Consider the following 22,694-nt stretch of genomic DNA (forward strand, 5'->3'; position numbering starts at 1 on the left):
CCCGCGGCAGCAGGGTTCAGCCTTGAAGGTTCAAGGCGCGTTTGAGTTGTTGGACGCGCTCGGCGTCGACGGCTTGACCATGGCCAAAGCCGCCGTTCCAGCCACACACCTGTCCGGCGTAACCGACACCCTCTGACAGGCAGTCGGCGAGGCACTGGCGTGCCTGCCAGGCCAGCAGGAACGCGGCGATAAAACCGTCGCCGGCGCCCATGCTGTCAACGAACGTGCAGGGCAGCGCAGGTTGTTCGTACGTCCCTCGGGCGTCGACCGCGATGGCGCCTTGAGCCCCCCGCGTGATGACCACTACCGCCGGGCCCATGGCCCGCAGTGAGTTCGCCAACTCGACGGCTTGTTTTGAGGAGTGCTCGGCCGCCGAGAAAAAAGCGATGTCGACGTGCTGGATCAGCGCCTGCCAGTCGAACTCGACCCAGTTGTCCGAGAAGTCGAAGGACAGGCAACCACTGGCCTGGCGAACCTGGGCCAATTGATCTTGCAGGCCGCTGTAGAGGCTGCTGTGGGCCAGCCCAAACGTCCCGATATAGGCCAGGTCGTCGGCATCGAGCCGCAGTTGGCGACACACGCCAGGGTCGCTGCCGAGAAACACCCGCTCGCCATCGATACTGTCGACACACGCCCAGCCATTGTTTCCCGCCAGCATCCGGCAACGGGACGCATCGACGCCTTCCTGTTGCAGGCAGTCGAGCAGGTACTGGCCTTGCCGGTCATCGCCAACGCGGCCCAGGTAGGCACTGCGAACACCCAGCCGGGCGGCCATTACCGACACGTTGAGTGCATTGCCACCGGGGTATTCGATGTTCCGGTCCAAGTACACGTCCATGGTGTTGTCGCCGACCGCGATCAGGCTGGCCATGCTCAGTACTCCGTTTTCCACATGTAGCGGCGCGTCGACAGCGGCTGCTCGTGCCAGACCGCGAGATGAGCGGCGATGCGTTCCACGGCGATGCCGACGATGTAGGGCGCGACAATCGCGCGGATCTCGGGATCGATGCCCTCCATCGTGAAGTCCTTGGCGTCATAGACCATGACCCGTTCGGTGTAGCGCTGGCAGAACCGCACCACGCGTTCCATCTGCGCCCGGCTGGGGTCTTCACCCACCAACAGGAGCAGCGGCGTAGTCGCGTCGATGGCTTCGAACGGGCCATGGAAAAACTCGGCGGCCTCCACCGGCAGGCAGTGCAGCCACTGGCTTTCCATCACCACGCAAACGCCAAATACATAGGCCGTGGTGAACATCGGGCCCGAGGCGAGGAAATACATCACGCGATCATCTTTATACAGGCGTGCTTCCTCGGTGGCGCGCCGGTCGTTATTGACGGCGGCCTCGGCAAGGGCTCGCGGCAGTGCCTTGAGCGAGCGAGTGAGCTTGTCCAGCAACGGCCAGCCTTCGCGCTTGGCGAGGATCCCGCCGACCAGCGCCTGGAGGATCATGAAACAACCGAAATACGCCTCATCGGTACGCCCCAGCAGGAAGCAATGTTGGACCGCCTGGGCCAGCGGCAGCTCGGCGGTTTGCGTCACGCCTACGGTGAGGCAGGGCTTGTCCTGCAGGAAACGGGCGGCGGCGATGGTTTCCTGGGTCGTGCCGGATTTGGAGGCAAGGACCACCAAGGTGCGTTCATCCAAGCGCGGCGGATTGATGTCGATGAAGTCGGCCGGAAAATAACGCCGCACTTCCAGTGTCTGGCTGTAGCGCTCAAGCCAGTACTGCAAGCCGAGCATGATGCGGTTGGGGGCGCCGCAACTGACGAAGTAGATGCGGTCGATTCGCGTGGCCAGCTCTTGGCCGAACTGCTGGGCGTCGTCGACGATTTGCACGGATTGCTGCAAGGAAGAGATGAAGGCTTCCTGGTTGAACTGGATCGCCATGTGAGCTCCTGGGGCTTTGTTACGGTGAATCATGTGCTGTTCATGGTCACCATTTAGACCAAAAGCTATACCACGAAAAATACCATTACAAGGCTTTTCCTCCATGGTCTAATGAGCGCGCGGAGCGGTGCTGAACGCCTGCTCAGGGCCGTTATTTCGGTGGCATCTTAAGGTTGGCGGGTTTGCGACGGTTTTCCGCTGGGTGTCGTTGCAATGCCGTGGCTGAAAAAATAATCCAGGATGTAGACCATGAAAGTAGCCCCTCCGAAGTCCTCCGATGTGGCGCATCTGGCGCCCGAACGCAAGCAGGTGGCCTGGCAGGCCGTCCAGGCACTGCTGGAAATGCTCGAGCGCCCGGAGTTCGGGCCGACTGAGCGGATCCCGGCGGAACGGGACCTGGCCGAGCACTTGGGCATCAGCCGGATGACGCTGCGAAAGGCCTTGCAGACGCTGATCGACCGTGGGGTCCTGGAGCGGCGGGGCAACCGTGGCACCTTCGTGACCGCGCCCGGTGTCGAGCGACCACTCAATACCGTCGCGCGCAAAGGCATCGCCGAAGTCGTCGAGCAGGCGGGGGCGCGGCCCGGGAGTAAATTGCTCTACTTCGAGCAAACCCAGGCCAGCGCGCGCGTGGCGAAACTGCTGAAGATCCAGGAAGGCGACCCGTTGCTGACCATCAGGCGTCTGCGCACCGTGGATCAAAAGCCATTCTGCATCGAGACCAGCTACATCCCGGCCGCCCGTGTGCCGGAACTGGTGGCGGGCGACCTGATTGAGGGGGCGTCGCTGTACGCGTTGCTGCTATCGCGCTACCAGATCGAAATCGAAAGCGACGAGGGCACGCTGAGCATCGCCACGATGAACGATCAGGAGGCGCGCTTGCTCGACGTCGAGCCGGGGACGGCTGCGCTGGTCTATCGGGGCGTGATATTCGATCGCCAGGGGCGGCCAGTGGAATACCTGGTGTCGGTCAACCATCCCCAGCGGGTGGTGTTCAAGTTGGCCGACAGTCGGGTCAATAGCGACTTGCTGGTGGAACGATAGCAGCGGCGATGTCCCAGATTCGCCATATCTGGGTGGCAGCCGCATCAATCACCATCCCGGTAATAGGCCTTCAACGTATCGACGAATTCCTCGGCCAGGCGTGTCCTGGTTTGTGCGGCGGGCCAGATTACGTAGGTCGGAAAAAGGATATCCGGGATGAACGGTCTGATCACGATTTGCCGGTGCAGATAGTCCTTGGCAACCAGCGGATGGGCGAGGGTGATGCCCATGCCGAGCGCTACCATTTCACAGTTGATCGCACTGTATTGCGCTTCGACCGCCATCACCCGCTCGACGCCGGCCTGTTCGAATAACCCGTCCACCTGTGCGCGCGTTCCGTCGCCGTGGCAGAGCGAAACGAAGGGTTGCCCTTCGAGATCTTCGAAGGTGATCTGCGCTCGTTCAGCCAGCGGATGCGCGCCAGGCAACACGCACACGGCTGCTCGCTCGGCGAGCAACTCGACGTGCTGGCTGTTGACGTCGCCGGGATGGACCACGATGCCGATGTCGCAGAACTGCGATTTCACCCATTGCTCCACCGTCGGCGAAGAGTTCACGTGCAGTGACACCGTGAGTTCCGGCCGAGTGCTGGTGAAGTGCTTGATGACCGCCGGAAGCAAGCTCAGGCCAGTCGATGGTACGGCCGCCACGCGCAAGCGCCCGGTGCCCAGGTTGCGAATGTTCTTCGCCGAATGCTTGAGGCTGTCGAGGCCGACATAGGCACGTTCCACTTCATGAAAGAACGCCTGGCCTTCCTGCGTTGGGATCAGCCGTACGCCCGCGCGCTTGAACAGCGTCAACCCGGTGCTCAGTTCCAACTGGGCGATCAACCGGCTGACGTTGGGCTGCGAGGTATACAACACCTCGGCCGCCGCGGTCATCGAGCCCAGTCGCATGACGCTGCGGAATGCTTCGATTTGCCTGAGATTCACACCTGCCTCCCCATATCAAATATGAATAACTCGCCCGCATATTCTGATTTGACCCTATGGATGGTGCATCCAATACTCCAGACCAGCAACCCATAGCGCACATGAAGATGCGCCATCGGCGTGATGGATTCGCCGAACATGCAGCGTGCTGCATGGCTTCGATTGACGCCGAAGCGACTGACGCATTGTTCGATCTGCCCCACGCACTTCGGAGATAGTCTGTGAATAGCCATAACTCGCCTTCAGCCACATCGCCGTTTCGCCCTCTGAGCCGCCTCGCCGCCGCTGTCACCTTGGCCCTCGCCGGGTTGGGCAGCGGCGCCGCTTTCGCCGAACCGACGCTTTATGTCGCCGGTGTAGGCGGCTCCACCGAGCAGATGTACAAGACCAAGGTCATCCCCGCGTTCGAAAAGCAGCACAACGTCAAGGTGGTCTACGTCGCCGGCAACTCCACCGAAACCCTGGCCAAATTGCAGGCCCAGAAAGGACGCCAGCAGATCAACGTGGCGATGATGGACGACGGGCCGATGTACCAGGCGCTGCAAATGGGGCTCTGCGCAAAGCTCAGCGACGCGCCGATCTACAAAGACCTGTATCCGTTGGCGCGAATCAGCCCCGAGGCGACTGGGATCGGGGTGGTCGCCACAGGCATTGGCTACAACGAGGAGGCGTTCAAGCAGCGTGGCTGGACCCCGCCGGACTCCTGGGAAGACCTGACCAATCCGCGCTACAAACAGTTGCTGGGCATGCCGCCGGTGACCAACACCTATGGCTTGCACACATTGGTGCAGATGGCCCGGTTGCGCGGCGGCGGCGAGAAGAACATCGACCCTGGCTTCAAGGCCCTGAAGGACGAGATCGGCCCCAACGTCCTGGCCTGGGTGTCGGCGCCGGGTGAAATGGACGGCATGATGCAGAACGGCGACGTGGTCATGGCGGTGTATGGCAGTGGCCGTGCGGTGGCGTTGCAGGGCACCGGTTTTCCGCTCAAGTTCATCTACCCGAAAGAGGGCGGTATCGCCTTGCAGGTCGCCGCCTGCGGCATCACGCCAAACGCCCAGCCCGAGCTGTCGCAGCAATTCATCCAGTACGTCCTGTCTCCCCAGGTGCAAGAAATCCAGGCCCGGGAAAATGGCTTCGCGCCGGTCAACCAGACCGTCACCCTTGAGCCGGAGATTGCCGCACGGATGCCTTATGGGCCGGAGAAGGTCAATGCGCTGATCCAGGTCGATTGGGACACGATCAACCAGCAGCGCAGCGAATGGACGACACGCTGGAATCGCACGGTCGAACGCTAGCAGCCACTGGCTCGGATCCTTCTCGTAACCATTCTGGAGGCGCAGGCCCGGCCTGCGTGGCACGCCAATGGCATTTCTCACGCTCGAAGGCATCGTCAAGACGTACGGCAGTTTCAAAGCCATCGACGGCTTGGACCTGGAGGTCCGGCACGGTGAGTTCATCGCTTTGCTCGGACCCTCCGGGTGCGGCAAGACCACCACGCTGCAATCCATTGCCGGCTTCGTTCAGCCCACGCAAGGGCGGATCGTCCTCGACGGACGCGACATTACCCACGTGCGGCCCGAGCAACGGGGGCTGGGCATCGTTTTCCAAAGCTACGCATTGTTTCCGCACATGACTGTTGCGCAGAACATCAGTTTCGGCCTGGAAATGCGCGGCGTAGCCAAGGCCGAACGCAGCCAGCGCGTGGACGAGGCGCTGGCGCTGGTGCGCCTTGACGGCCTGGGCGAGCGTTACCCCAAGGCACTCTCCGGAGGGCAACGCCAGCGGGTGGCAATTGCCCGCGCCCTGGCCATCCGCCCGAACCTGCTGTTGCTCGACGAACCGATGTCCAACCTCGACGCCAAGCTGCGCGAAGAGATGCACATCGAACTGCGGGCGATCCAGCGCGACCTGGGTATCACCACCATCCTGGTGACTCACGACCAGGTCGAAGCCATGACCATGAGCGACCGCATCGCGGTGATGCAAAAGGGTCGGATCGTGCAGATCGACACCCCGTATGAAGCATACGAGCGCCCCCATTCACCCTTCGCCTCGGCGTTCCTGGGCAAGACCAACGCCTTCGCCGGTGCCGTGCAAACCCGTAACGAGCGGTGTTGCCACGTGCAGGTCAAGGACACGCTGTTGCATGTGCCCCATGAAGACCGGACGCTGGGCAATGAAGTCAATGTCTACATCCGCCCGGAGAAGATTCGCCTGGCGCAGGCCGGCCACGGGCGTCTGAACGGGCGTATCCGCTTGCGCGTGTTCCTTGGCAATCTTTGGCTGATCGCGGTGGAAACCCACTTGGGCATGGTCCACATGACCCAGCCGAACCTCGGCACTCCGCCGCCTGACGAAGGCCATGAAGTTGGCCTGGATTGGTCCGACGACGATCTGCGCCTGTTGGACCGGGAGGTTGCCCATGGCCAGGTATGATGCCGAACATGTCGGTGCCGTTCCCTGGTTGCTCAGCGGCCCGGCGTTGCTGGTATTCGTCGCGTTGCTGCTGGTGCCTTTGCTCCTGACGGCGGTGTTGTCGCTCAACCTGTTCAGCGACACCGAGGGGGTGTTGCCGACCTACAGCCTCGGCAACTACCTCGAGGTATTCAAGGACGGTTACTTCCACGACATCTTCCTGCGCACGGGCGGCCTGGCGCTGGCCGTCACCGTGTTGTGCGTGCTGCTCGGCGTACCGGAGACCATCATCATTGCGCGCATGGCGCCGCGCTGGCGCTCGTTGTTCCTGCTGGTGGTGCTCGGGCCGCTGTTGATTTCGGTGGTGGTGCGAACGCTCGGCTGGGCGATCCTGCTGGGCAACAACGGGTTGATCAACGATGCCTTGCAGGCGCTGGGGATTACCGACCAACCGGTGAAAATGCTCTTCACCCAACTCGGTGTGATCATCGCGCTGACCCATGTGCTGGTGCCGTTCATGGTGATTGCCGTGTGGGCCACCTTGCAGCGCCTGGACCTGCAAGTGGAGTGGGCCGGATTGTCCCTGGGCGCATCGCGCCTGACGGTGTTTCGCCGGATCATCCTGCCGCAGATCATGCCCGGCATTCTTTCCGGTTCGATCATTGTCTTCGCCCTGGCGGCGTCCGCCTTCGCCACGCCGGCGATCATCGGCGGGCGGCGCCTGAAGGTCGTGGCGACCGCGGCCTATGACGAATTCCTCGGCACCCTCAACTGGCCCCTCGGCGCCGCCATCGCAATGCTCCTGCTGGTTGCCAACCTGATCATCATCCTGGGTTGCAGCAAGTTGGCCGAGCGCCGCTTCAAGCAAGTCTTCGAGTAACCGGCCATGCACAAGAACGGATTTTTCTCACTGCTGTTCCATCTGTTGTTCATCACCTTCATCGTCGCTCCGCTGGTGGTAGTGATGGCAATCGCCTTTACCGACAAGGGCTACCTGTCGTTGCCCACCGACGGTTTGTCGTTGCGCTGGTTCCGGGCGCTGCTTGAAAACCAGGAAATGCTCGACGCCTTCTTCCTGTCACTCAACCTGGGCCTGGTGTCGGCCACCGCTGCGACGCTGCTGGCGGTCCCCGCGGCGTTGGCAATCAGTCGCTACGAGTTTGCCGGACGCAGCACACTGACCGGCTTCCTGCTCTCGCCGTTGATGATTCCGTCCGTGGTGCTGGGCATTGCGTTCCTGCGGTTTTTCTCGATGGCGCAGATTGGCGGCTCGTTCTGGGCGCTGAGCATCACCCATGTCATCGTGGTGTTGCCCTATGCCTTGCGGCTGACGCTGGCTTCGACCATCGGTCTTGAGCGCGACATCGAACAGGCGGCGTTGTCGCTCGGGGCGCGGCGCTGGACCGCTTTTTATCGAGTGGTGTTGCCGCGTATCCGTACGGGGGTGATCGGTGGCTGGATGTTGGCGTTCATCCAGAGCTTCGATGAGTTGACCATGACGGTATTCGTCGCCACACCGGGCACCACCACCTTGCCGGTGGCCATGTACAACCAGATCTCCCAGACCATCGACCCTCTGATCACGGCGGTTTCCACGGTCCTGATCATCGGCACGTTGTTGTTGATGCTGGTGCTCGATCGCATGGTCGGGCTGGATCGGGTATTGATCGGAGAAAGCAAATGAGCCAGGACAGGCACGACGTTGTGCAGTCGGACGTGATCGTCGTCGGCGGCGGACTGGTGGGAATGGCGGTGGCCTACGGCTTGGCGCGCGAGGGTGCCGAAGTTCAGGTGCTCGATCAGGGCGATGATGCATTCCGTGCGTCACGGGGCAATTTTGGCCTGGTCTGGGTCCAGGGCAAAGGCCATGACCTGACGGATTATTCACGCTGGACGCGCTCCTCGGCCACGCGCTGGCCGGCGTTTGCCCAAGCGTTGCTGGCCGACAGCGGCATCGATGTCCAGCTCAAGCAACCAGGCGGCTTCCATATGTGCTTCAACGACGAAGAACTGTTGGAGCGCCAGTCGCGCCTGCAGACCTTGCAGGATGCGTTGGGTGAATATCCTTTCGAAATGCTCGATGCCGCCGAGGTAAAAGCGCGCCTGCCGTTGATCGGTCCTGCGGTGATCGGCGCCAGCTATACGCCCCAGGACGGCCACGTCAATCCGTTGAAATTGCTTCGCGCCCTGCATGCCTCGGCGCAGGCCAAGGGCGCCCGATTGCAGGGTGGCGTGCAGGTCGAGCGCATTGATTATGCCCCCGGTGAGTTTCGTGTGAGGGCCGGGCGCCGCAGCTTCGTCGCGCCCAGGATTGTCCTCGCGGCCGGGTTGGGCAACGCGACGTTGGGGCCGCAGGTGGGCCTGCACGCACCGGTGGCGCCCAATCGCGGGCAGGTGCTGATCAGCGAGCGGGTCCGGCCGTTCCTGCCATACCCGACGCTTAACGTGCGCCAGACCGATGAGGGCACCGTACAGCTGGGCGACTCCATGGAGGAGGTGGGCTTCGACGACAGCACCTCCACCGAGGTGCTGGCCGCTATTGCCCGGCGCGGTGTCTCGACCTTCCCCTTGTTGCGCGACGTTCGGCTGGTCCGGGCCTGGGGGGCCTTGCGAGTGATGAGCCCGGACGGGTTCCCCATCTACCAGCAGTCGAGCGTGCATCCGGGGGCGTTCGTCGTCACCTGTCACAGCGGCGTCACCCTGGCCGCCGCTCACGCCCTGCGTATCGCGCCGTGGATCATGGGTGGGGCCCGGCCGGCGGAGCTGGGGGTGTTCAGCGGCGATCGTTTTCTAACTGACAAGGTATTTTCACATGCGCACTGATCCGCTCTTTCAACCGATTGTCAGCGAAGGCAGGCCGACGCGGACAGTGAGCCTGACCTTCAACGACCAATCGCTGAGCGTACCGGCCGGTACCAGCGTTGCCGCCGCCTTGCTGATGAGCGGCATCAGCCGATTTCGCGCCACGCCGGTGAGTGAGTCGCCCCGGGCGCCGTATTGCATGATGGGCGTGTGCTTCGAATGCCTGGTGGACATCGACGGCGTGCCCAACCGCCAAAGTTGTTTGGTGGAAGTGGCCGAGGGCATGCGCGTGCGCTCCCAGGAGGGCGCGCGGGACCTGGCCTATCAGCCAATGGATATCCAGGCCGTGGAGCAACCGTCATGAATCATGAAACCGTTGATGTGGTAGTGATTGGCGCCGGACCTGCCGGCATGGCGGCGGCGAGCCGGATGGCCGAGCTGGGTTTGCACGTGGTGCTGCTGGATGAGCAGGGGAGTCCGGGTGGGCAGATCTACCGGGGCGTCAGCCTGGCGCCTTTGTCGCGCCGGGACCTGTTGGGAGCCGATTATGCGCAGGGCAACGAATGGGTCCAGGCCTTGGCCGCTTCGAGCGTGCGTTATGAAAAAGCCGCATCGGTGTGGCAGGTGACGCGGGATCGCCAGGTCAGTTATCTGCGTGAAGGGCGCCTGTATACGTTGGACGCCAAAGTCGTGCTGTTGGCAACCGGCGCCATGGAGCGGCCGTTTCCGATTCCCGGTTGGACCTTGCCCGGTGTGATGAGCGCCGGTGCGGCGCAGATCCTCTTGAAAAGTTCGGGCCTGGCACCGAGCGAACCGGTGGTATTGGCCGGCTGTGGTCCGCTGTTGTACCTGCTCGGCTGGCAGTACCTGCGCGCCGGTGTGACGATCAAGGCCTTGGTCGACACCACGCGCGCCGAAGATTACTGGCGCGCCCGTCGTCACCTGTTCTCGGCCCTGCGAGCCTGGCCTTACCTGCGCAAAGGATTGGACCTGATGCGCAGCCTGCGTGCCGCCAATATCCCTCACTACAGCGGCGCCGAACACTTGGCGATTGAAGGCGACGAGGCGGCGCAAGCCCTGACATTCAGTGTGTCCGGCAAGACGCACCGCGTCGCCACGCGCTGCGTATTGCTGCATCAAGGCGTGGTGCCGAATATTCAGTTCAGCCAGGCGTTGCGCGCCCGCCACGAATGGGACTCGCAACAGCTGTGCTTCACCCCGGTCAGCGATCCATGGGGGGAATTGGATGTGCCGGGGGTCTACGTTGCCGGGGACGGCGCTGGCATCGGCGGGGCGCAGGCGGCGGCGTTGCAGGGGCAACTGACGGCGCTGGGGATTGCCGCGCAGCTCAAGGCGATCAGCGGCTCCGATCGCGATGAACAGGCGCGCCGTTTGCGCCTGCAACTGGACGCCAACCTGCGGATCCGGCCTTTTCTCGACGCGCTGTATCAGCCCAAGGAGCACAACCGGATTCCCGCCGACGGGGTGATGGTCTGCCGCTGCGAGGAAGTGACGGCGGGTGAACTGCGCGCCTTCGTCGCCCTGGGTTGCGCGGGTCCTAATCAGGCCAAGGCGTTTGGTCGTTGCGGCATGGGGCCTTGCCAGGGGCGCATGTGCGGCCTGACCGTGACCGAAGTGATCGCCAAGGCTCGCGGCGTTTCGGCGGCCGAGGTGGGGTACTACCGGATTCGGCCGCCGATCAAGCCCATCACCCTGGGGGAACTGGCCGGTGAGTAAGGCAAGCGAACGCGGGGCGGACGTGCTGATCATCGGCGGCGGCATCCATGGCCTGAGCACGGCGCTGTTCCTCGCGCAGGCTGGCGTCCAGGTGACCGTGCTGGAAGCGCAGTATTGCGGTCGCCACGCCTCGGGCGTCAACGCCGGCGGGGTACGTACCCTGGGACGCCACGCGGCGGAGATTCCATTGGCGTTGGCCTCGCGAGACCTTTGGCACAACCTTGAAAGCACCTTGGGCGATGACGGCGGTTTTGTCCCCAGCGGCCAGCTCAAATTGGCGGAAAACGCGGCAGAGCTGCTCGAGTGCCGGCACCGGGTCGAGCACCTCCAGGCGTTGGGTTTCGCCCATGAAGTGTTGATCGATCAGCATCAGGTGTTCGAGAAAGTGCCGAGCATTTCAAGGCATGTGACCGGCGGCATCTGGGTCGAGGACGATGGCTACGCGGTGCCTTACAGGACCGTCACCGCGTTTCGCCTGGCTGCGCAGAAGCGCGGGGTACGGATCCACGAGAACACCCCGGCGCAACGGATCGAACAGGCCGGCGCCCGATGGCAGGTACGCACCGAAAATGGCTGTTTTAGCGCCGAGCACCTGGTGGTGACGGCAGGCGCCTGGGCCGCCGAGCTGGCGGCACAAGTTGGCGAGCCGGTTCCGGCGCATCCCGAAGGCCTGATGTTGATGGTCACCCATCGGGTCGCGCCGTTCTGTGTCCCGGTGCTGGGCGCCACGACGAGGGCCTTGTCGTTCAAGCAATTCGCCAACGGCACGGTGGTGATTGGTGGCAAGCTGATCGGGTCACTGGATTTTCTCTCGCGCCATGGCGAGGTCGACATGGCGCGCTTGGGCAGCAGCGCACGGACTGTCACCGACTTGTTCCCGCATTTGCAACACCTGGGCGTCAATCGCGTCTGGGCCGGTGTCGAAGCCTTTACCACCGATGACCTGCCGGTGATCGGCGCCAGTCGCAAGGCCAGCAACCTCAGTTACTCATTCGGCTTTTGTGGCAGCGGCTTTCAGATGGGCCCTGGCACCGGCCAACGCCTGGCCCAACTGATCCTGGGCGAACACTCGGACATCTCCCTGGAACCCTTCGCCATCGATCGTTTCGACGTTGCCGCAAAAGCGGCAGCTTCAGCTATCCAACCCACCTCAACCCTGTCGCAACACTAAGGAGTTCACATGCTGGATATCACCCGGATTGAAACCAATCAACGCATGAGCCGTGTCGTTCAATGCAATGGCCTGACCTTTCTCGGCGGCCAGACGGCCACTGACCGGACCCAGGACATCAAGGGCCAGACCGCCCAGGTATTAGCGAAAATCGACAGCTACCTGGCCCAGGCCGGCCTGGACAAGACCCGCATTCTCAGCGCCCAGGTCTGGCTGTCGGACATCCAGGCCAATTTCGCCGGTATGAACGAGGTGTGGGACGCCTGGGCCCCGGAAGGTCATGCACCGGCGCGCGCCACCGTGGAATCGCGTCTCGCGGCCCCGGACCTGTTGGTGGAGATCACCGTTATCGCCGCCAGTTGATTGCCAGCGGCGTCATTGCTCACTGCCAGTCTTTCGCGACGTCGGTGAGCATTTCATGAATCAATAGCCCGAACCGTTGCGTGAGCAGGCTCTGCGGCCTGTCTGCCGGCAGCAGCAGGTAGGTCGAGAAGCGTATCTGCGGGCGGAACGGGCGGGTTTCGATGCCGGTGTGCAGGTACTCCAGCGCCACGATCGGGCTGACGATACTCACGCCCAAGCCCAGTCCCACCAGTGAGCAAGCGGTGGCTGCATAAGGTGTTTCCAGGCTCAGCTTGCGGTGGCTCCGGTCCTCGGGAAACGCCCGGTCGACCCGGGCGCGAGAGCCGTCATTTTGCGACAGCGAAATGAACTCCTCACCTTTGAGATCCTCCGGCCCGATGCACGTCAGCGCGCCGAGTCGGTGGCCCTTGGGAAACACGCAAACCCCTGGCACGTCGCAAATTGCCTTGGTCGTCACCCCTGGCATGTCCTCGCCGACGTACGACGCCAGCCCCAAGTCGCAGAACTGCGAGGCCGTCCAATGACCGACCATCGGTGAGTCGTTGGTATGCAGCGATATAGCGACGTCGGGGTTCTCCTGGCGAAAGCGCTGGATCACCCGCGGCAGCACCGTCAGCGACAGTGAAGGGACTGCGGCGATGCGCAAGCGCCCCGTGCCGGCGCGCCGGATGTTCTGTGCCGACTTTTCAAGGCTGTGCAGGCCGATGAACGCTCGTTCGACATCGGCGAACAGCGCGGCCCCCTCATCGGTCGGCAGCAAGCGTCCGGCGACCCGTTCGAACAGCTTGAAACCGGCGTTGCGCTCCAGCTGGGCGATCAATCGGCTGATGTTCGGCTGAGAGGTATGCAGGGACTCGGCTGCGGCGGTCATCGAACCACTCAACATGACCGCGCGAAAGGCTTCGACTTGTTTGAAGTTCATGGCGTCCCATATCAATTCGGTATGAATGACTAATGAATTGTCATTTGTTTGCATGAGCTACAGGCTTTATAAATTCATTACATCGACGTGAACGCCAAGGCGGGAACGGCGATGCGGTTCGAGCATACGGCAGTCATAAGCATAAAAAAACGCCGCTCTTTATCTCATTTCTGCCCTTGTATTTCATGGTGTCGTCCAGCCTCTGCGCCGTTCGATACCGATATGTAAACCAGGAGGCATCATGTCGTTTTCATTCAAGATTCTTGGCAGTGCGCTGACGTTTTCGTGCCTGGCGCTGGGTGGTCTGGCCCAGGTCCACGCGGCCGAGCTGCCTGCGGTTCCCGATGAGATCAAGGAGGCCGGCCAGCTGCGTGCCGGCGTGCGCTGCGATCAACCACCCTACGGCTTCCAGGACGGAGGCGGCCAGTTCGCTGGCGTCGAAGTGGAGATGGCTCGGCAGATCGCATTGTGGTCGCTGGGTTCGAAAGACAAAGTGTCGTTCACCTGTGTCACGGCGGAAAACCGCGTTCCGCAATTGCTTGGGCGCAAAGTCGATTTCCTGATTGCGACCCTCGGCGTCACCCCTGAACGCCTGCGGGTGATCGACTTCACCACGCCGTATCGGTGGGGCGCCAGCGACGTGGTGGTGAAGAAGGACAGTCCGATCAGGAAGATCTCCGACCTCAAGGGCAAGACCCTGGCCACCCTCAAGGGCTCGGTGCAGGCCAAGTGGTTCGAGGACCATATGCCCGAGGTCAAGACCTTGCGCATGAACAGCGCCGCCGATGCGCTGCAGACCTTCCGCCAGGGCCGGGCCGATGCCTACACCCACGATGCCGCGACGCTCGTGGTGGTGGCCGACAACGACAAGGACGCGCGGCTGCTCAACGAGCCGTTCCAGATCTCCGATGCCGCAATCGGCGTGCGCAAGAACGACGAGGCCTGGCGCGATTACCTCAGCGCCGCCATCGCGCGCATGCACGAGGAGAAGCTGTTCCGTGGCTGGATCCAGCAGTTCGTGCCACAGGGTATCCAGGGCTACTACATAAGCGTCTTCGAGCAGCCCAAGCCTGCCGAAGCCCTTTGAGCGGACGTCAGCCATGGATTTCGATTTCAACTACCTGCTGGCCCAGTGGCCAGCGCTGCTCGACGGCGTGCAGATGACGTTGCGAGTATCGGTGCTCGCCATCGTTTGCTCGTTGCTCATCGGTGTACTGGGCGGCGCGGCGCGGGTAATGAAGGTGCCGGTGCTGGCGCAGGTCGTGGCGTTGTATGTGGAGCTGATCCGCAATACGCCGATCCTGGTGCAGCTGTTCTTCATATTCTACGGGCTGCCGGCCATTGGCATGGGCCTGTCGCTGTTCTGGTCGGGGGTGTTGTGCCTGTCGCTCTGGGCCGGGGCTTATCAGATCGAGAATGTGCGGGGCGGGCTGGCGACTGTGGAGCAGGGCATGCGTGAAGCCAGCGTCGCCCTGAGCCTCAAGCCGGCGCATTACTTTTGCCTGGTGGCCTTGCCCATCGCCTTTCGGACCAGTCTGCCGGCGATGTTGAACACCGCCATTTCACTCTTGAAGAACTCCTCCTACCTGCAGGCCATCGGCCTCGCCGAACTGACGTTTGTCGCGGTGGATCGCATCGCCACGGATTTTCGTGCGATCGAAATGTTCAGCGCCATCTGCGTGATCTACCTGGCGCTGGTGGGAATCCTGGCACTGTTGACGGGACGGCTCTCGGCCCGCTTGCAACGACCTTTCCAACACTGAGGCCGGCATGAATTTTCTGATCGAAAACTGGGCCTTCGTTTGCAAGGGCCTGTGGATGACCGTGCGCCTGGCGCTGGTGGTGCTGCTGTTCACCACGCTGATTTCCATTGTTCTCGGCGTGTTGGCGACCTTCAAGAGCCGGCTGTTGCGGTGGACGATCCACGCTTACGTCGAGTTGTTTCGCTCGATCCCGCTGATCGTCAACGTGTTCTTCATCTTTTTTGGCGCGCCGATGCTGGGGCTGGACCTGAGCCCGTTCGCCGCGGTGACCACCGGCCTGACCCTGTGGGGCAGCGCCAATGGCATAGAGATCGTGCGCGGTGGCCTGGAGTCGGTGGCTCGTCATCAATGGAAAAGCGCCTGGGCGCTAGGCCTGCGGCCCTGGCAAATCTACTTGCACGTGATCGCGCCACAGTCGATGCGCGCCATTCTGCCGGCGTACACCGGTCTGCTGACCATGCTGGTACAAGCCACGTCCCTGGGCGCGCTAGTGGGCGTCGGCGAGTTTCTCAAAGTCGGCCAGATCATCATCGAGCGCGACACCGTCATGACCGGCGTCAGCCCCGCGTTCACGGTCTACGGCCTGGTGCTGCTGGTGTACTTCGTCATCTGTTCACTGCTGAGCTGGCTCAGCCGTTATCTCGAACGTCGGCTGGGTCGCCCAGTGACGCGTGCCACTCCTAAAGAGGTTTCAACATGCAAGCATCCAAAGTCAGCCGGCGCCTGAAGGAAGCCACCGCGCCGGAAGTCAACGAATACATCTACCGGCCGCGCCTGCAGGGCTTCGCCGAAGGGTTCGACCTGCTGGGCAACATCAACAAGGCCCATATTGTGATGCTTGCCGAGCAGGGTCTGATCCGGAACGAGCATGCCGCCGTGTTGGCCAGGGGCGTTCTCGAAATGGAGGAGGCCGGACCTGGCGAGGTGACGCTCGACCCGTCCCGCGAGGATGCCTACTTCAACTACGAGGCGCACCTGATCGGGCGGATCGGCACCGACATCGGCGGTCGCCTGCACACTGGCCGCAGCCGCAACGACATCCTCGCCACGCTCGACCGGCTGCGCTGCCGTGAGGTGCTGATGGACTTGATCGATGCCTTGCTGGAAGTCCGGCAGACCGCCGTCAACAATGCCGAAGTGTTCGCCGATGTGGTGATGCCGGGCTATACCCACCTGCAACCGGCGCAACCGATCACCTACGGCTATTACCTGTCGGCGGTGGAGCAGGCGTTGAACCGCGATTGCAAGCGCCTGACCCAGACCCTGGAATCGATGAACCAGAGCCCGCTGGGCGCGGCGGCCTTCGCCGGGACACCGTTCAACATTGACCGAGGGCGTACCGCCGAACTGCTGGGTTTCGACGGCTACCTGGACAATGCCCTGGACGCCGTCGGCTCGCGGGATTTCATTCTCGAAAGCCTGTCGCACCTGAGTCTGCTGGCGGTGTTCTGGAGCCGCGTGGCGCAGGACTATTTTGTCTGGAGCACCCACGAATTCAGCCTGATCGATTTTCCCGACAGCGTGGCGGCGACGTCGAGCATCATGCCGCAGAAGAAAAACCCCACGGTGCTGGAATACCTCAAGGGCCGCAGCGGGCACATCGTCGGCCTGCTGATGGGGGCGAGCATCAGCATCAAGGGCAGCAACTTCTCTCACACCGGCGACGGCAACCGCGAGGGCACCCGTGGCTTTTGGGAGGCCGCCGAAGAAAGCCTGCGCTGCTTGAAACTGCTGGATCTGGTGTTGCGCACCGCGACGCCGAACATCGAGCTGGCCGTGCGCCGGGCGGGCGAGGACTTCTCGACCGCCACCGGCCTGGCCGACCTGATCGTGCAGGAAGCCGACCTGTCGTTCCGTGAGGCCCATCATGTGGTGGGCGCGGTGGTGCGCAGGGCCATGGATGCAGGCCTGTTGGCGCACCAGATCGACACCGCCATGGTCGACGCCTGCGCCTTGGAGCAACTGGGGCATGCGCTGAACCTGCCGGCGCAGAAAGTGCGCGATTGCCTCGACCCGACCGCCAACGTACAGGCGCGGACTTCCGCGGGCGGCCCATCGATGGCGTCACTCAAGCCGAGTCTGCTTCGCGCCAACGCCCGCATCGCCACGGAGCGTCACGCCAACCAGGCCCGGCGTGATCGCCTGGCGGCGGCCCATGAGCGTTTGCAAGCGGCGACCCGGGCGCAGGCGGGGTTATGAAAACGATGCTGACGGTACGCGGGCTGCACAAACGGTTCGGTGAGCACGAGGTGGTCAAGGGCGTGGACCTGGACGTCGCTGAAGGCGAAGTGGTGGTGATCATTGGCCCCAGCGGCTCAGGAAAATCCACGTTCATTCGTTGCCTCAACAGCCTCGAAGCGCCCTCGGCAGGCACCGTGGTCATTGGCAACGGCGAGTCGATCAAGGCCGGTGACCGCAAGGCGCTGGCGAAGCTGCGGGAGGAGGTGGGCATGGTGTTCCAGGACTACACCCTGTTCCCGCATATGTCGGTGATGGCGAACATGATCCTCGCGCCGGTCAAACTCAAGCGAGCATCGAAGGCCCAGGCCCAAAGCGATGCGCTGGCGCTGTTGGACCGCGTCGGGCTACGGCATAAAGCTGAAGGATATCCGTCCGAGCTTTCGGGCGGCCAGCAGCAGCGGGTAGCGATTGTCCGCGCCTTGGCCATGAAGCCCAAATTGCTGCTGTTCGATGAACCCACCTCGGCGCTGGACCCGGAAACCGTGGGCGACGTGCTGAACGTGATGAAGGGGTTGGCCGCTGAAGGCATGACCATGATCGTCGTGACCCACGAAATGGGTTTCGCCCGGGAAGTGGCGGACCGGGTGGTGTTCTTCGACGGTGGGCGGATTGTCGAGATGGGGCCGCCCGCGCAGATGTTTACCGCACCCAAGGAAGCGCGGACGCGGCAGTTCCTGCAAGCGGTCCTTCACTAGAACAACGGGGGGAGTTTGTGATGAATGAAGTGATCGAAAGCATGATCCGCATGGAGGGCGTGCACAAATGGTACGGCCAGTTCCAGGTGTTGAAAGACATCAACCTGAACGTTAGCCAGGGCGAGCGGATCGTGCTGTGCGGCCCGTCGGGCTCCGGCAAATCAACGACCATTCGTTGCCTGAATCGCCTTGAAGCGCACCAGCAAGGCAAGATCGTCGTGGACGGCAGCGAGCTGACCTCGGACCTGAAACAGATCGAGACCATCCGCCGTGAGGTCGGCATGGTGTTCCAGCACTTCAACCTGTTCCCGCACCTGACCATCCTGCAGAACTGCACCCTGGCGCCGATGTGGGTGCGCAAGATGCCCAAGCGCGAGGCCGAGGAAATCGCCATGCATTACCTGGCGCGCGTACGCATTCCAGAGCAGGCGCACAAGTACCCGGGCCAGCTCTCCGGCGGCCAGCAACAGCGCGTGGCCATCGCCCGTGCCCTGTGCATGAAGCCGAAAATCATGCTGTTCGACGAACCGACTTCGGCACTCGACCCGGAGATGGTGAAAGAGGTGCTGGATACCATGATCGGCCTGGCCGAAGACGGCATGACCATGCTCTGCGTGACCCACGAAATGGGCTTCGCTCGCACCGTGGCCAACCGCGTGATCTTCATGGACAAAGGTGAAATCGTCGAACAGGCCGCGCCGAACGACTTCTTCGACAACCCGCAAAACGACCGCACCAAGTTGTTCCTGAGCCAGATCCTGCATTGACCGAGATATTGTCGAAGTGCTTGATCAGCCACACCCACAGCGGCGAAGGCTCACTGAGCGCGCCTTCGCATTTTTTCCCAATACGCATGCCGGATGCTTTAGCTGCCTTGAAGTGTCCCGCTTTAAAAATCGTCCATTGATGGGCGGGGCCGCAGACGGTGAGATAGGCACGACAGCATTGCCTGTCGCCCGTCCACTCGAATAAAAAAGGTCTGCACCCCATGCGCTCGCTCGTCAAAATCTTCGCCCTTGCTGGCTTCACGCTGCTCAGCATTCCCTTCGCCACTCAGGCGCAGGACGCTCCCGAGGCGGCCAGCCCGGCATTCGTGGTTCACAAGCTGACGGACTTCCTCTACGCCATCGGTGAACCCCACTACTATCAGAAAAACTTCTCCTACCTGCTGGTGGGAACGAACCAGGCACTGATGTTTGATTCGGGAGCGAACCAGAAGGAAGACATCACTGAAGTCGCGCGCGGGATCACTGACAAGCCGCTGTCGATGTTGCCTTCGCACCTGCATTTCGACCACCTCGGCGGGTTGCATAACTTCCAGAGCATCTACCTGGTGGATACGCCGTTCACGCGTCGGTTCAAAAGAAAGGATGGCCTCTACCACGTTCCGGAACCGGTCTATCTCGGCAATATTGACCATATGGTCGTGCCCCCTTTCAAGGTAGCGCGGCTGTTACAGCCCGGCGAGACGATTGACCTGGGCGGTCTCAAGGTGCGCCTGATGAGCGTGCCGGGTCACACGCCGGACGAAGTGGCGCTGTACGATGAGACACACAACATTCTGCTGGCCGGGGACCACCTTTATCCATCCTGGCTGCTGGCGGGGAACCTGAAGGACTACGTCGCATCTCTCGACGCCACGCTGAAGGTGATCGATCCACAGACCGCCATCTATGGTGCCCACGCTGACGAGGATCCGACCCAGGTTCCGGCCATGACCTATGGCGATGTGCGGGCGATCCGCGACAAGATGGTCCAGATCCAGGCCGGGCGCGCCAAGGGTGAAGCCTTCAGCGATCCGGAACTGATCAAGAGTTCCGAGCTTTACAAGGTGGAGAAGGACATCAGCATCCTCACCAACATCCGTTTCAACGACGGCCGGGGCTACGGCTACTGATCGGACTGCCCGCTGGTGGTCAGCAACCAGTCGATGAACGCGCGGATTTCCGGGCGTTCGCGGGTCGCCTCGGAGCAGGCCACGTAGTAGTTGTGCACCGCTGGCACCGAGATCGGCAGCGGCCGTACCAGGCGCCCTTGATCGAGGTCCCGGGCGGAGACGAGTTCATCGCTCAGCGCCACGCCAAACCCGTCCCGCGCGGCCTGCAGGACCATGGCGAAGTCTTCGAAGTGGATATCTTCGACGCCACCACGGCTGAAACCGGCCTCGATCAGCCATTGCTTCCACTGGCTGCCATCGTCTTCGTGAAGCAGTCGGTGCCGTGCCAGGTCCGCAACTTCGTGAATGGCTTGGGGTCCGCGCAAATATTGCGGGCTGCACACCGGTGTCATGCGAATGCCGTGCAGCAGGCGCCACCATAAGCCTGGCCAGGGCGGCGTGCCATAGACCACCGCGACATCGGCGCGGCGCCAGTCCACTTGCGGCATGCCCGCCGCGGTGATCACGCTCACCCGCACCGAGCGGGAGGCTTCCATGAAGCGCAGCAGTGGCGTGGTAAGCCAGTCCACACCTTCGGCCGGGGGAATGGATAGGGTGATTTCGATCTGTACCGGTTCATCCGTGCTCCCGCTGCGCAGGGCATCCACCGCATCGCTGATCTCGCCCATGGCGTTGGCCACGCGCTTCTGTAGTTGGCGGCCATTGGTGGTCAACACCAACTGCCGGCCGCGTTTTTCGAACAACTCCACGCCGAGGCTGGCCTGCAGGGCTTTGACTTGCTGGCTCACCGCGCCGACGGTGACGTGCAGTTCCACCGCGGCCGCCGCCAGGCTGCCCAAGCGGGCCACGCTTTCGAATACCTTGAAACTGTGCAAGGGAGGAAGAGTCATCGCGTCTCTCGTGAGAACCGGGGCAGGAAGGATGTTACAAACTTAGTATTCCCTTTCGGGTTGATGACAGCAGAAGCGACTATCCTTGCGGACACTGAAGGTAAACGTTGCATCCATAAAAAAAAAGAGACGCCATGTCAGATTATGCTCGCGCCAGCGCCCCCTACCCAGGCATCAAACGTGATCGAACCTGTTTGATCAGGTCCCGGTTGCTCCGGATAGTTTCAATGACGCTTCTCGGTGTTTTTACAGCAATGCCCAGCTACGGCCAGGACCTGCCAGCCTCGGCGGGTGAGGAAAATTCTGCGGTGACCGTGGCTCAAGCGCAGGACATGGTAGCCAAGGCCACCCTCGGCGCCGTTCCCTGGAGCGGTCCTGAAACCGGCCCGCGCGCCCAGCGCGGCAAGAGCATCGCCATCGTCGCGGAAGATATGCGCAACGGAGGTATCGTCGGCGTCGCCCAGGGTGCTCGCGAGGCAGCCAAGGCGATGGGCTGGACGCTGAGGGTTTTCGATGGCGCTGGAACACCGGCCGGGCGCGCCAAGGCCTTTTCCGATGCCCTGGCGGCCAACCCCGACGGCCTCATCCTGTGCGGTGCCGATGCCCTCGAAAACAAGGCGGCGCTGGGCGTCTTCGCAGAAAAGGGCGTGCCGGTGGTGGGTTGGCACGCCGGGGAGCGTCCCGGGCAGATTGACGGTACGCCGATGGCCATGAACGTCACGACCGACCCGCTCGAAGTGGCTCGCATCACGGCCATGGCGGCGGTGGCGCAGTCAAACGGCAAGGCCGGCGTGGTCATCCTGACCGATTCCAGATACAGCATCGCCATGGCGAAAGCCAGGGCCATGGAGAAGGTCATTCGGGCCTGTCGGGAATGCACGTTGCTGGAGGTGCGCGATGTCGCGATTTCCGAGAGCCGCGAGAAGATGCCGGCGATCACCAAGGAACTGCTTCAGCGCCATGGCAAGCGCTGGACCCACGCGCTGGCCATCAACGATATCTATTTCGATTACTCGGTTGCCGCCTTGAGCAGCGCCGGGATACCGCGGGACGGCATCAGCCTGCTGTCCGCCGGTGACGGCAGCGCGTCGGCGTTCCTGCGCATACAGGAAAAAAATTACCAGACGGTCACGGTGGCCGAACCGCTCAACCTGCATGGCTGGCAGGTGATCGATGAATTGAACCGGTTGTTGGCAGGTCAGCCAGTGAGCGGCTTCGTCGCACCGGTTCACTTGGTCAATGCCGACAATATCGCGTTCGACGGCGGGACGAAGCTCCTGTATGACCCAGCCAATGGTTATCGAGACATCTATCGATTCCAATGGAATCGCTGAGACCTGGACGTTGCTCAAGGAAGAGGGGACTTGCCGTCTCCTTTGCCTTCAAGGCCTGTCGAAAATAATTTCACCCACCTGTCGATTCCGGCCGTTGCCATTCGATTAGTCCGTAGAGCCGCCACACGGGCGGCTTGATCCATCCATTCTCAGGAGGTTCGAGCATGCGATTTATGGTGATCGTCAAGGCCAGTCCGGAATCGGAAGCTGGAGAAATGCCCAGCGAAGAACTGCTGGCGGCCATGGGCGCCTACAACGAAGAACTGGTCAAGGCCGGGGTGATGCTCGCGGGCGAAGGCCTGCATCCCAGTGCCGAAGGCGTGCGTGTGCAATTTTCCGGCAACGACCGGACCGTCGTCGATGGGCCCTTTGCTGAAACCAAGGAGCTGGTCGCCGGCTTCTGGATCTTCAAGGTCCAGTCATTGCAGGAGGCCATCGACTGGGTCAAGCGCTGCCCCAATCCGATGGTCAGCGACAGTGAAATCGAAATCCGCCAGATCTTCGAACTTGAAGAGTTCGGCGAGACCTTTACCCCCGAGTTGCGCGAGCAGGAAGAACGCCTGCGGGCGCAGATATCCGGTCAATCATGAAATCGGAA

At 62.3% G+C, this 22,694-nt stretch carries 24 protein-coding genes; 19 read left to right on the plus strand and 5 right to left on the minus strand.

Annotation, left to right across the window (positions count from 1 at the left end; all coding sequences use genetic code 11):
* Positions 1-16: 16 nt before the first annotated feature.
* On the minus strand, positions 17-871 hold the full coding sequence (locus HU742_RS10610; RefSeq protein ID WP_186631506.1) for a PfkB family carbohydrate kinase: 855 nt from the start codon (positions 869-871) through the stop codon (positions 17-19).
* Positions 872-873: 2 nt separating this feature from the next.
* Positions 874-1,887, minus strand: a complete 1,014-nt coding sequence (locus HU742_RS10615; protein WP_186642458.1) for an SIS domain-containing protein — start codon at positions 1,885-1,887, stop codon at positions 874-876.
* A 249-nt stretch (positions 1,888-2,136) separates the two neighbouring features.
* Here HU742_RS10615 and HU742_RS10620 point away from each other — a divergent pair, with 249 nt between their 5' ends.
* The gene (locus HU742_RS10620; protein ID WP_186631512.1) at positions 2,137-2,931 is read left to right on the plus strand and encodes a GntR family transcriptional regulator; all 795 of its coding nucleotides are present in this window, start codon (positions 2,137-2,139) and stop codon (positions 2,929-2,931) included.
* A 44-nt stretch (positions 2,932-2,975) separates the two neighbouring features.
* On the opposite strand, the gene HU742_RS10625 is transcribed toward HU742_RS10620, so the two are convergent.
* Complete coding sequence (locus HU742_RS10625; RefSeq protein ID WP_186631515.1) at positions 2,976-3,863, minus strand: LysR substrate-binding domain-containing protein; 888 nt, start codon at positions 3,861-3,863, stop codon at positions 2,976-2,978.
* A 221-nt stretch (positions 3,864-4,084) separates the two neighbouring features.
* Between HU742_RS10625 and HU742_RS10630 the strand changes: the two genes are divergently transcribed.
* The 9 genes from HU742_RS10630 to HU742_RS10670 all read left to right on the plus strand — a co-directional run bounded on the left by HU742_RS10630 (position 4,085) and on the right by HU742_RS10670 (position 12,354).
* Positions 4,085-5,161, plus strand: coding sequence for an extracellular solute-binding protein (locus HU742_RS10630; protein WP_186631518.1), 1,077 nt, complete (start codon positions 4,085-4,087; stop codon positions 5,159-5,161).
* A 67-nt stretch (positions 5,162-5,228) separates the two neighbouring features.
* Positions 5,229-6,302, plus strand: coding sequence for an ABC transporter ATP-binding protein (locus HU742_RS10635; RefSeq protein WP_186642459.1), 1,074 nt, complete (start codon positions 5,229-5,231; stop codon positions 6,300-6,302).
* Entirely contained in the window at positions 6,289-7,161 is an 873-nt protein-coding gene (locus HU742_RS10640) for an ABC transporter permease (RefSeq protein ID WP_186642460.1), read from the plus strand. Before HU742_RS10635 ends, HU742_RS10640 begins: the two co-directional genes overlap by 14 nt.
* A 6-nt stretch (positions 7,162-7,167) precedes the next feature.
* A complete protein-coding gene (locus HU742_RS10645) occupies positions 7,168-7,965 on the plus strand; it encodes an ABC transporter permease (RefSeq protein ID WP_186642461.1) in 798 nt (265 codons plus the stop codon).
* Positions 7,962-9,104: an NAD(P)/FAD-dependent oxidoreductase gene (locus HU742_RS10650; RefSeq protein ID WP_186642462.1), complete on the plus strand. Its 1,143-nt coding sequence runs from the start codon at positions 7,962-7,964 to the stop codon at positions 9,102-9,104. Before HU742_RS10645 ends, HU742_RS10650 begins: the two co-directional genes overlap by 4 nt.
* Positions 9,094-9,447 (plus strand): (2Fe-2S)-binding protein, encoded by a 354-nt coding sequence (locus HU742_RS10655; protein ID WP_186631533.1) that lies wholly within the window; start codon positions 9,094-9,096, stop codon positions 9,445-9,447. Before HU742_RS10650 ends, HU742_RS10655 begins: the two co-directional genes overlap by 11 nt.
* A complete protein-coding gene (locus HU742_RS10660; protein ID WP_186642463.1) occupies positions 9,444-10,820 on the plus strand; it encodes an FAD/NAD(P)-dependent oxidoreductase in 1,377 nt (458 codons plus the stop codon). The genes HU742_RS10655 and HU742_RS10660 overlap by 4 nt, the downstream gene beginning before the upstream one ends.
* Positions 10,813-11,991: an NAD(P)/FAD-dependent oxidoreductase gene (locus HU742_RS10665; protein ID WP_186642464.1), complete on the plus strand. Its 1,179-nt coding sequence runs from the start codon at positions 10,813-10,815 to the stop codon at positions 11,989-11,991. Before HU742_RS10660 ends, HU742_RS10665 begins: the two co-directional genes overlap by 8 nt.
* Before the next feature lie 9 nt (positions 11,992-12,000).
* Positions 12,001-12,354, plus strand: coding sequence for a RidA family protein (locus HU742_RS10670; protein WP_186631541.1), 354 nt, complete (start codon positions 12,001-12,003; stop codon positions 12,352-12,354).
* Between the two features lie 19 nt (positions 12,355-12,373).
* Here the strand turns inward: HU742_RS10670 and HU742_RS10675 are convergent, their stop codons facing one another.
* Positions 12,374-13,276 carry a LysR substrate-binding domain-containing protein gene (locus tag HU742_RS10675; RefSeq protein WP_186631544.1) on the minus strand — a complete coding sequence of 301 codons (903 nt, stop codon included), beginning with the start codon at positions 13,274-13,276 and terminating at the stop codon, positions 12,374-12,376.
* 241 nt (positions 13,277-13,517) lie between these two features.
* Here HU742_RS10675 and HU742_RS10680 point away from each other — a divergent pair, with 241 nt between their 5' ends.
* The 7 genes from HU742_RS10680 to HU742_RS10710 all read left to right on the plus strand — a co-directional run bounded on the left by HU742_RS10680 (position 13,518) and on the right by HU742_RS10710 (position 19,872).
* Positions 13,518-14,363, plus strand: coding sequence for a transporter substrate-binding domain-containing protein (locus tag HU742_RS10680; protein WP_186642465.1), 846 nt, complete (start codon positions 13,518-13,520; stop codon positions 14,361-14,363).
* A gap of 13 nt (positions 14,364-14,376) precedes the next feature.
* Entirely contained in the window at positions 14,377-15,039 is a 663-nt protein-coding gene (locus tag HU742_RS10685) for an amino acid ABC transporter permease (RefSeq protein WP_186631550.1), read from the plus strand.
* 7 nt (positions 15,040-15,046) lie between these two features.
* Complete coding sequence (locus HU742_RS10690; protein WP_186642466.1) at positions 15,047-15,766, plus strand: amino acid ABC transporter permease; 720 nt, start codon at positions 15,047-15,049, stop codon at positions 15,764-15,766.
* Positions 15,736-17,238: an argininosuccinate lyase gene (gene argH / locus HU742_RS10695; RefSeq protein ID WP_186642467.1), complete on the plus strand. Its 1,503-nt coding sequence runs from the start codon at positions 15,736-15,738 to the stop codon at positions 17,236-17,238. The genes HU742_RS10690 and argH overlap by 31 nt, the downstream gene beginning before the upstream one ends.
* A complete protein-coding gene (locus HU742_RS10700; RefSeq protein ID WP_275970778.1) occupies positions 17,235-17,975 on the plus strand; it encodes an amino acid ABC transporter ATP-binding protein in 741 nt (246 codons plus the stop codon). Before argH ends, HU742_RS10700 begins: the two co-directional genes overlap by 4 nt.
* 20 nt (positions 17,976-17,995) lie before the next feature.
* Positions 17,996-18,742, plus strand: coding sequence for an amino acid ABC transporter ATP-binding protein (locus HU742_RS10705; RefSeq protein ID WP_186642468.1), 747 nt, complete (start codon positions 17,996-17,998; stop codon positions 18,740-18,742).
* Between the two features lie 221 nt (positions 18,743-18,963).
* Positions 18,964-19,872 (plus strand): MBL fold metallo-hydrolase, encoded by a 909-nt coding sequence (locus HU742_RS10710; RefSeq protein ID WP_186642469.1) that lies wholly within the window; start codon positions 18,964-18,966, stop codon positions 19,870-19,872.
* Here the strand turns inward: HU742_RS10710 and HU742_RS10715 are convergent.
* Positions 19,866-20,762: a LysR substrate-binding domain-containing protein gene (locus tag HU742_RS10715; protein WP_186642470.1), complete on the minus strand. Its 897-nt coding sequence runs from the start codon at positions 20,760-20,762 to the stop codon at positions 19,866-19,868. The two genes, HU742_RS10710 and HU742_RS10715, sit on opposite strands and share 7 nt — an antisense overlap.
* Positions 20,763-21,094: 332 nt before the next feature.
* On the opposite strand from HU742_RS10715, the gene HU742_RS10720 reads away from it, so the two are divergent.
* On the plus strand, positions 21,095-22,096 hold the full coding sequence (locus HU742_RS10720; RefSeq protein ID WP_189664263.1) for a substrate-binding domain-containing protein: 1,002 nt from the start codon (positions 21,095-21,097) through the stop codon (positions 22,094-22,096).
* Between the two features lie 164 nt (positions 22,097-22,260).
* Positions 22,261-22,686, plus strand: coding sequence for a YciI family protein (locus HU742_RS10725; RefSeq protein WP_186642471.1), 426 nt, complete (start codon positions 22,261-22,263; stop codon positions 22,684-22,686).
* Positions 22,687-22,694 lie beyond the last annotated feature (8 nt).

Origin of the sequence: Pseudomonas marvdashtae, assembly GCF_014268655.2 — a bacterium.
In the GTDB taxonomy this organism is placed as follows: domain Bacteria; phylum Pseudomonadota; class Gammaproteobacteria; order Pseudomonadales; family Pseudomonadaceae; genus Aquipseudomonas; species Aquipseudomonas marvdashtae.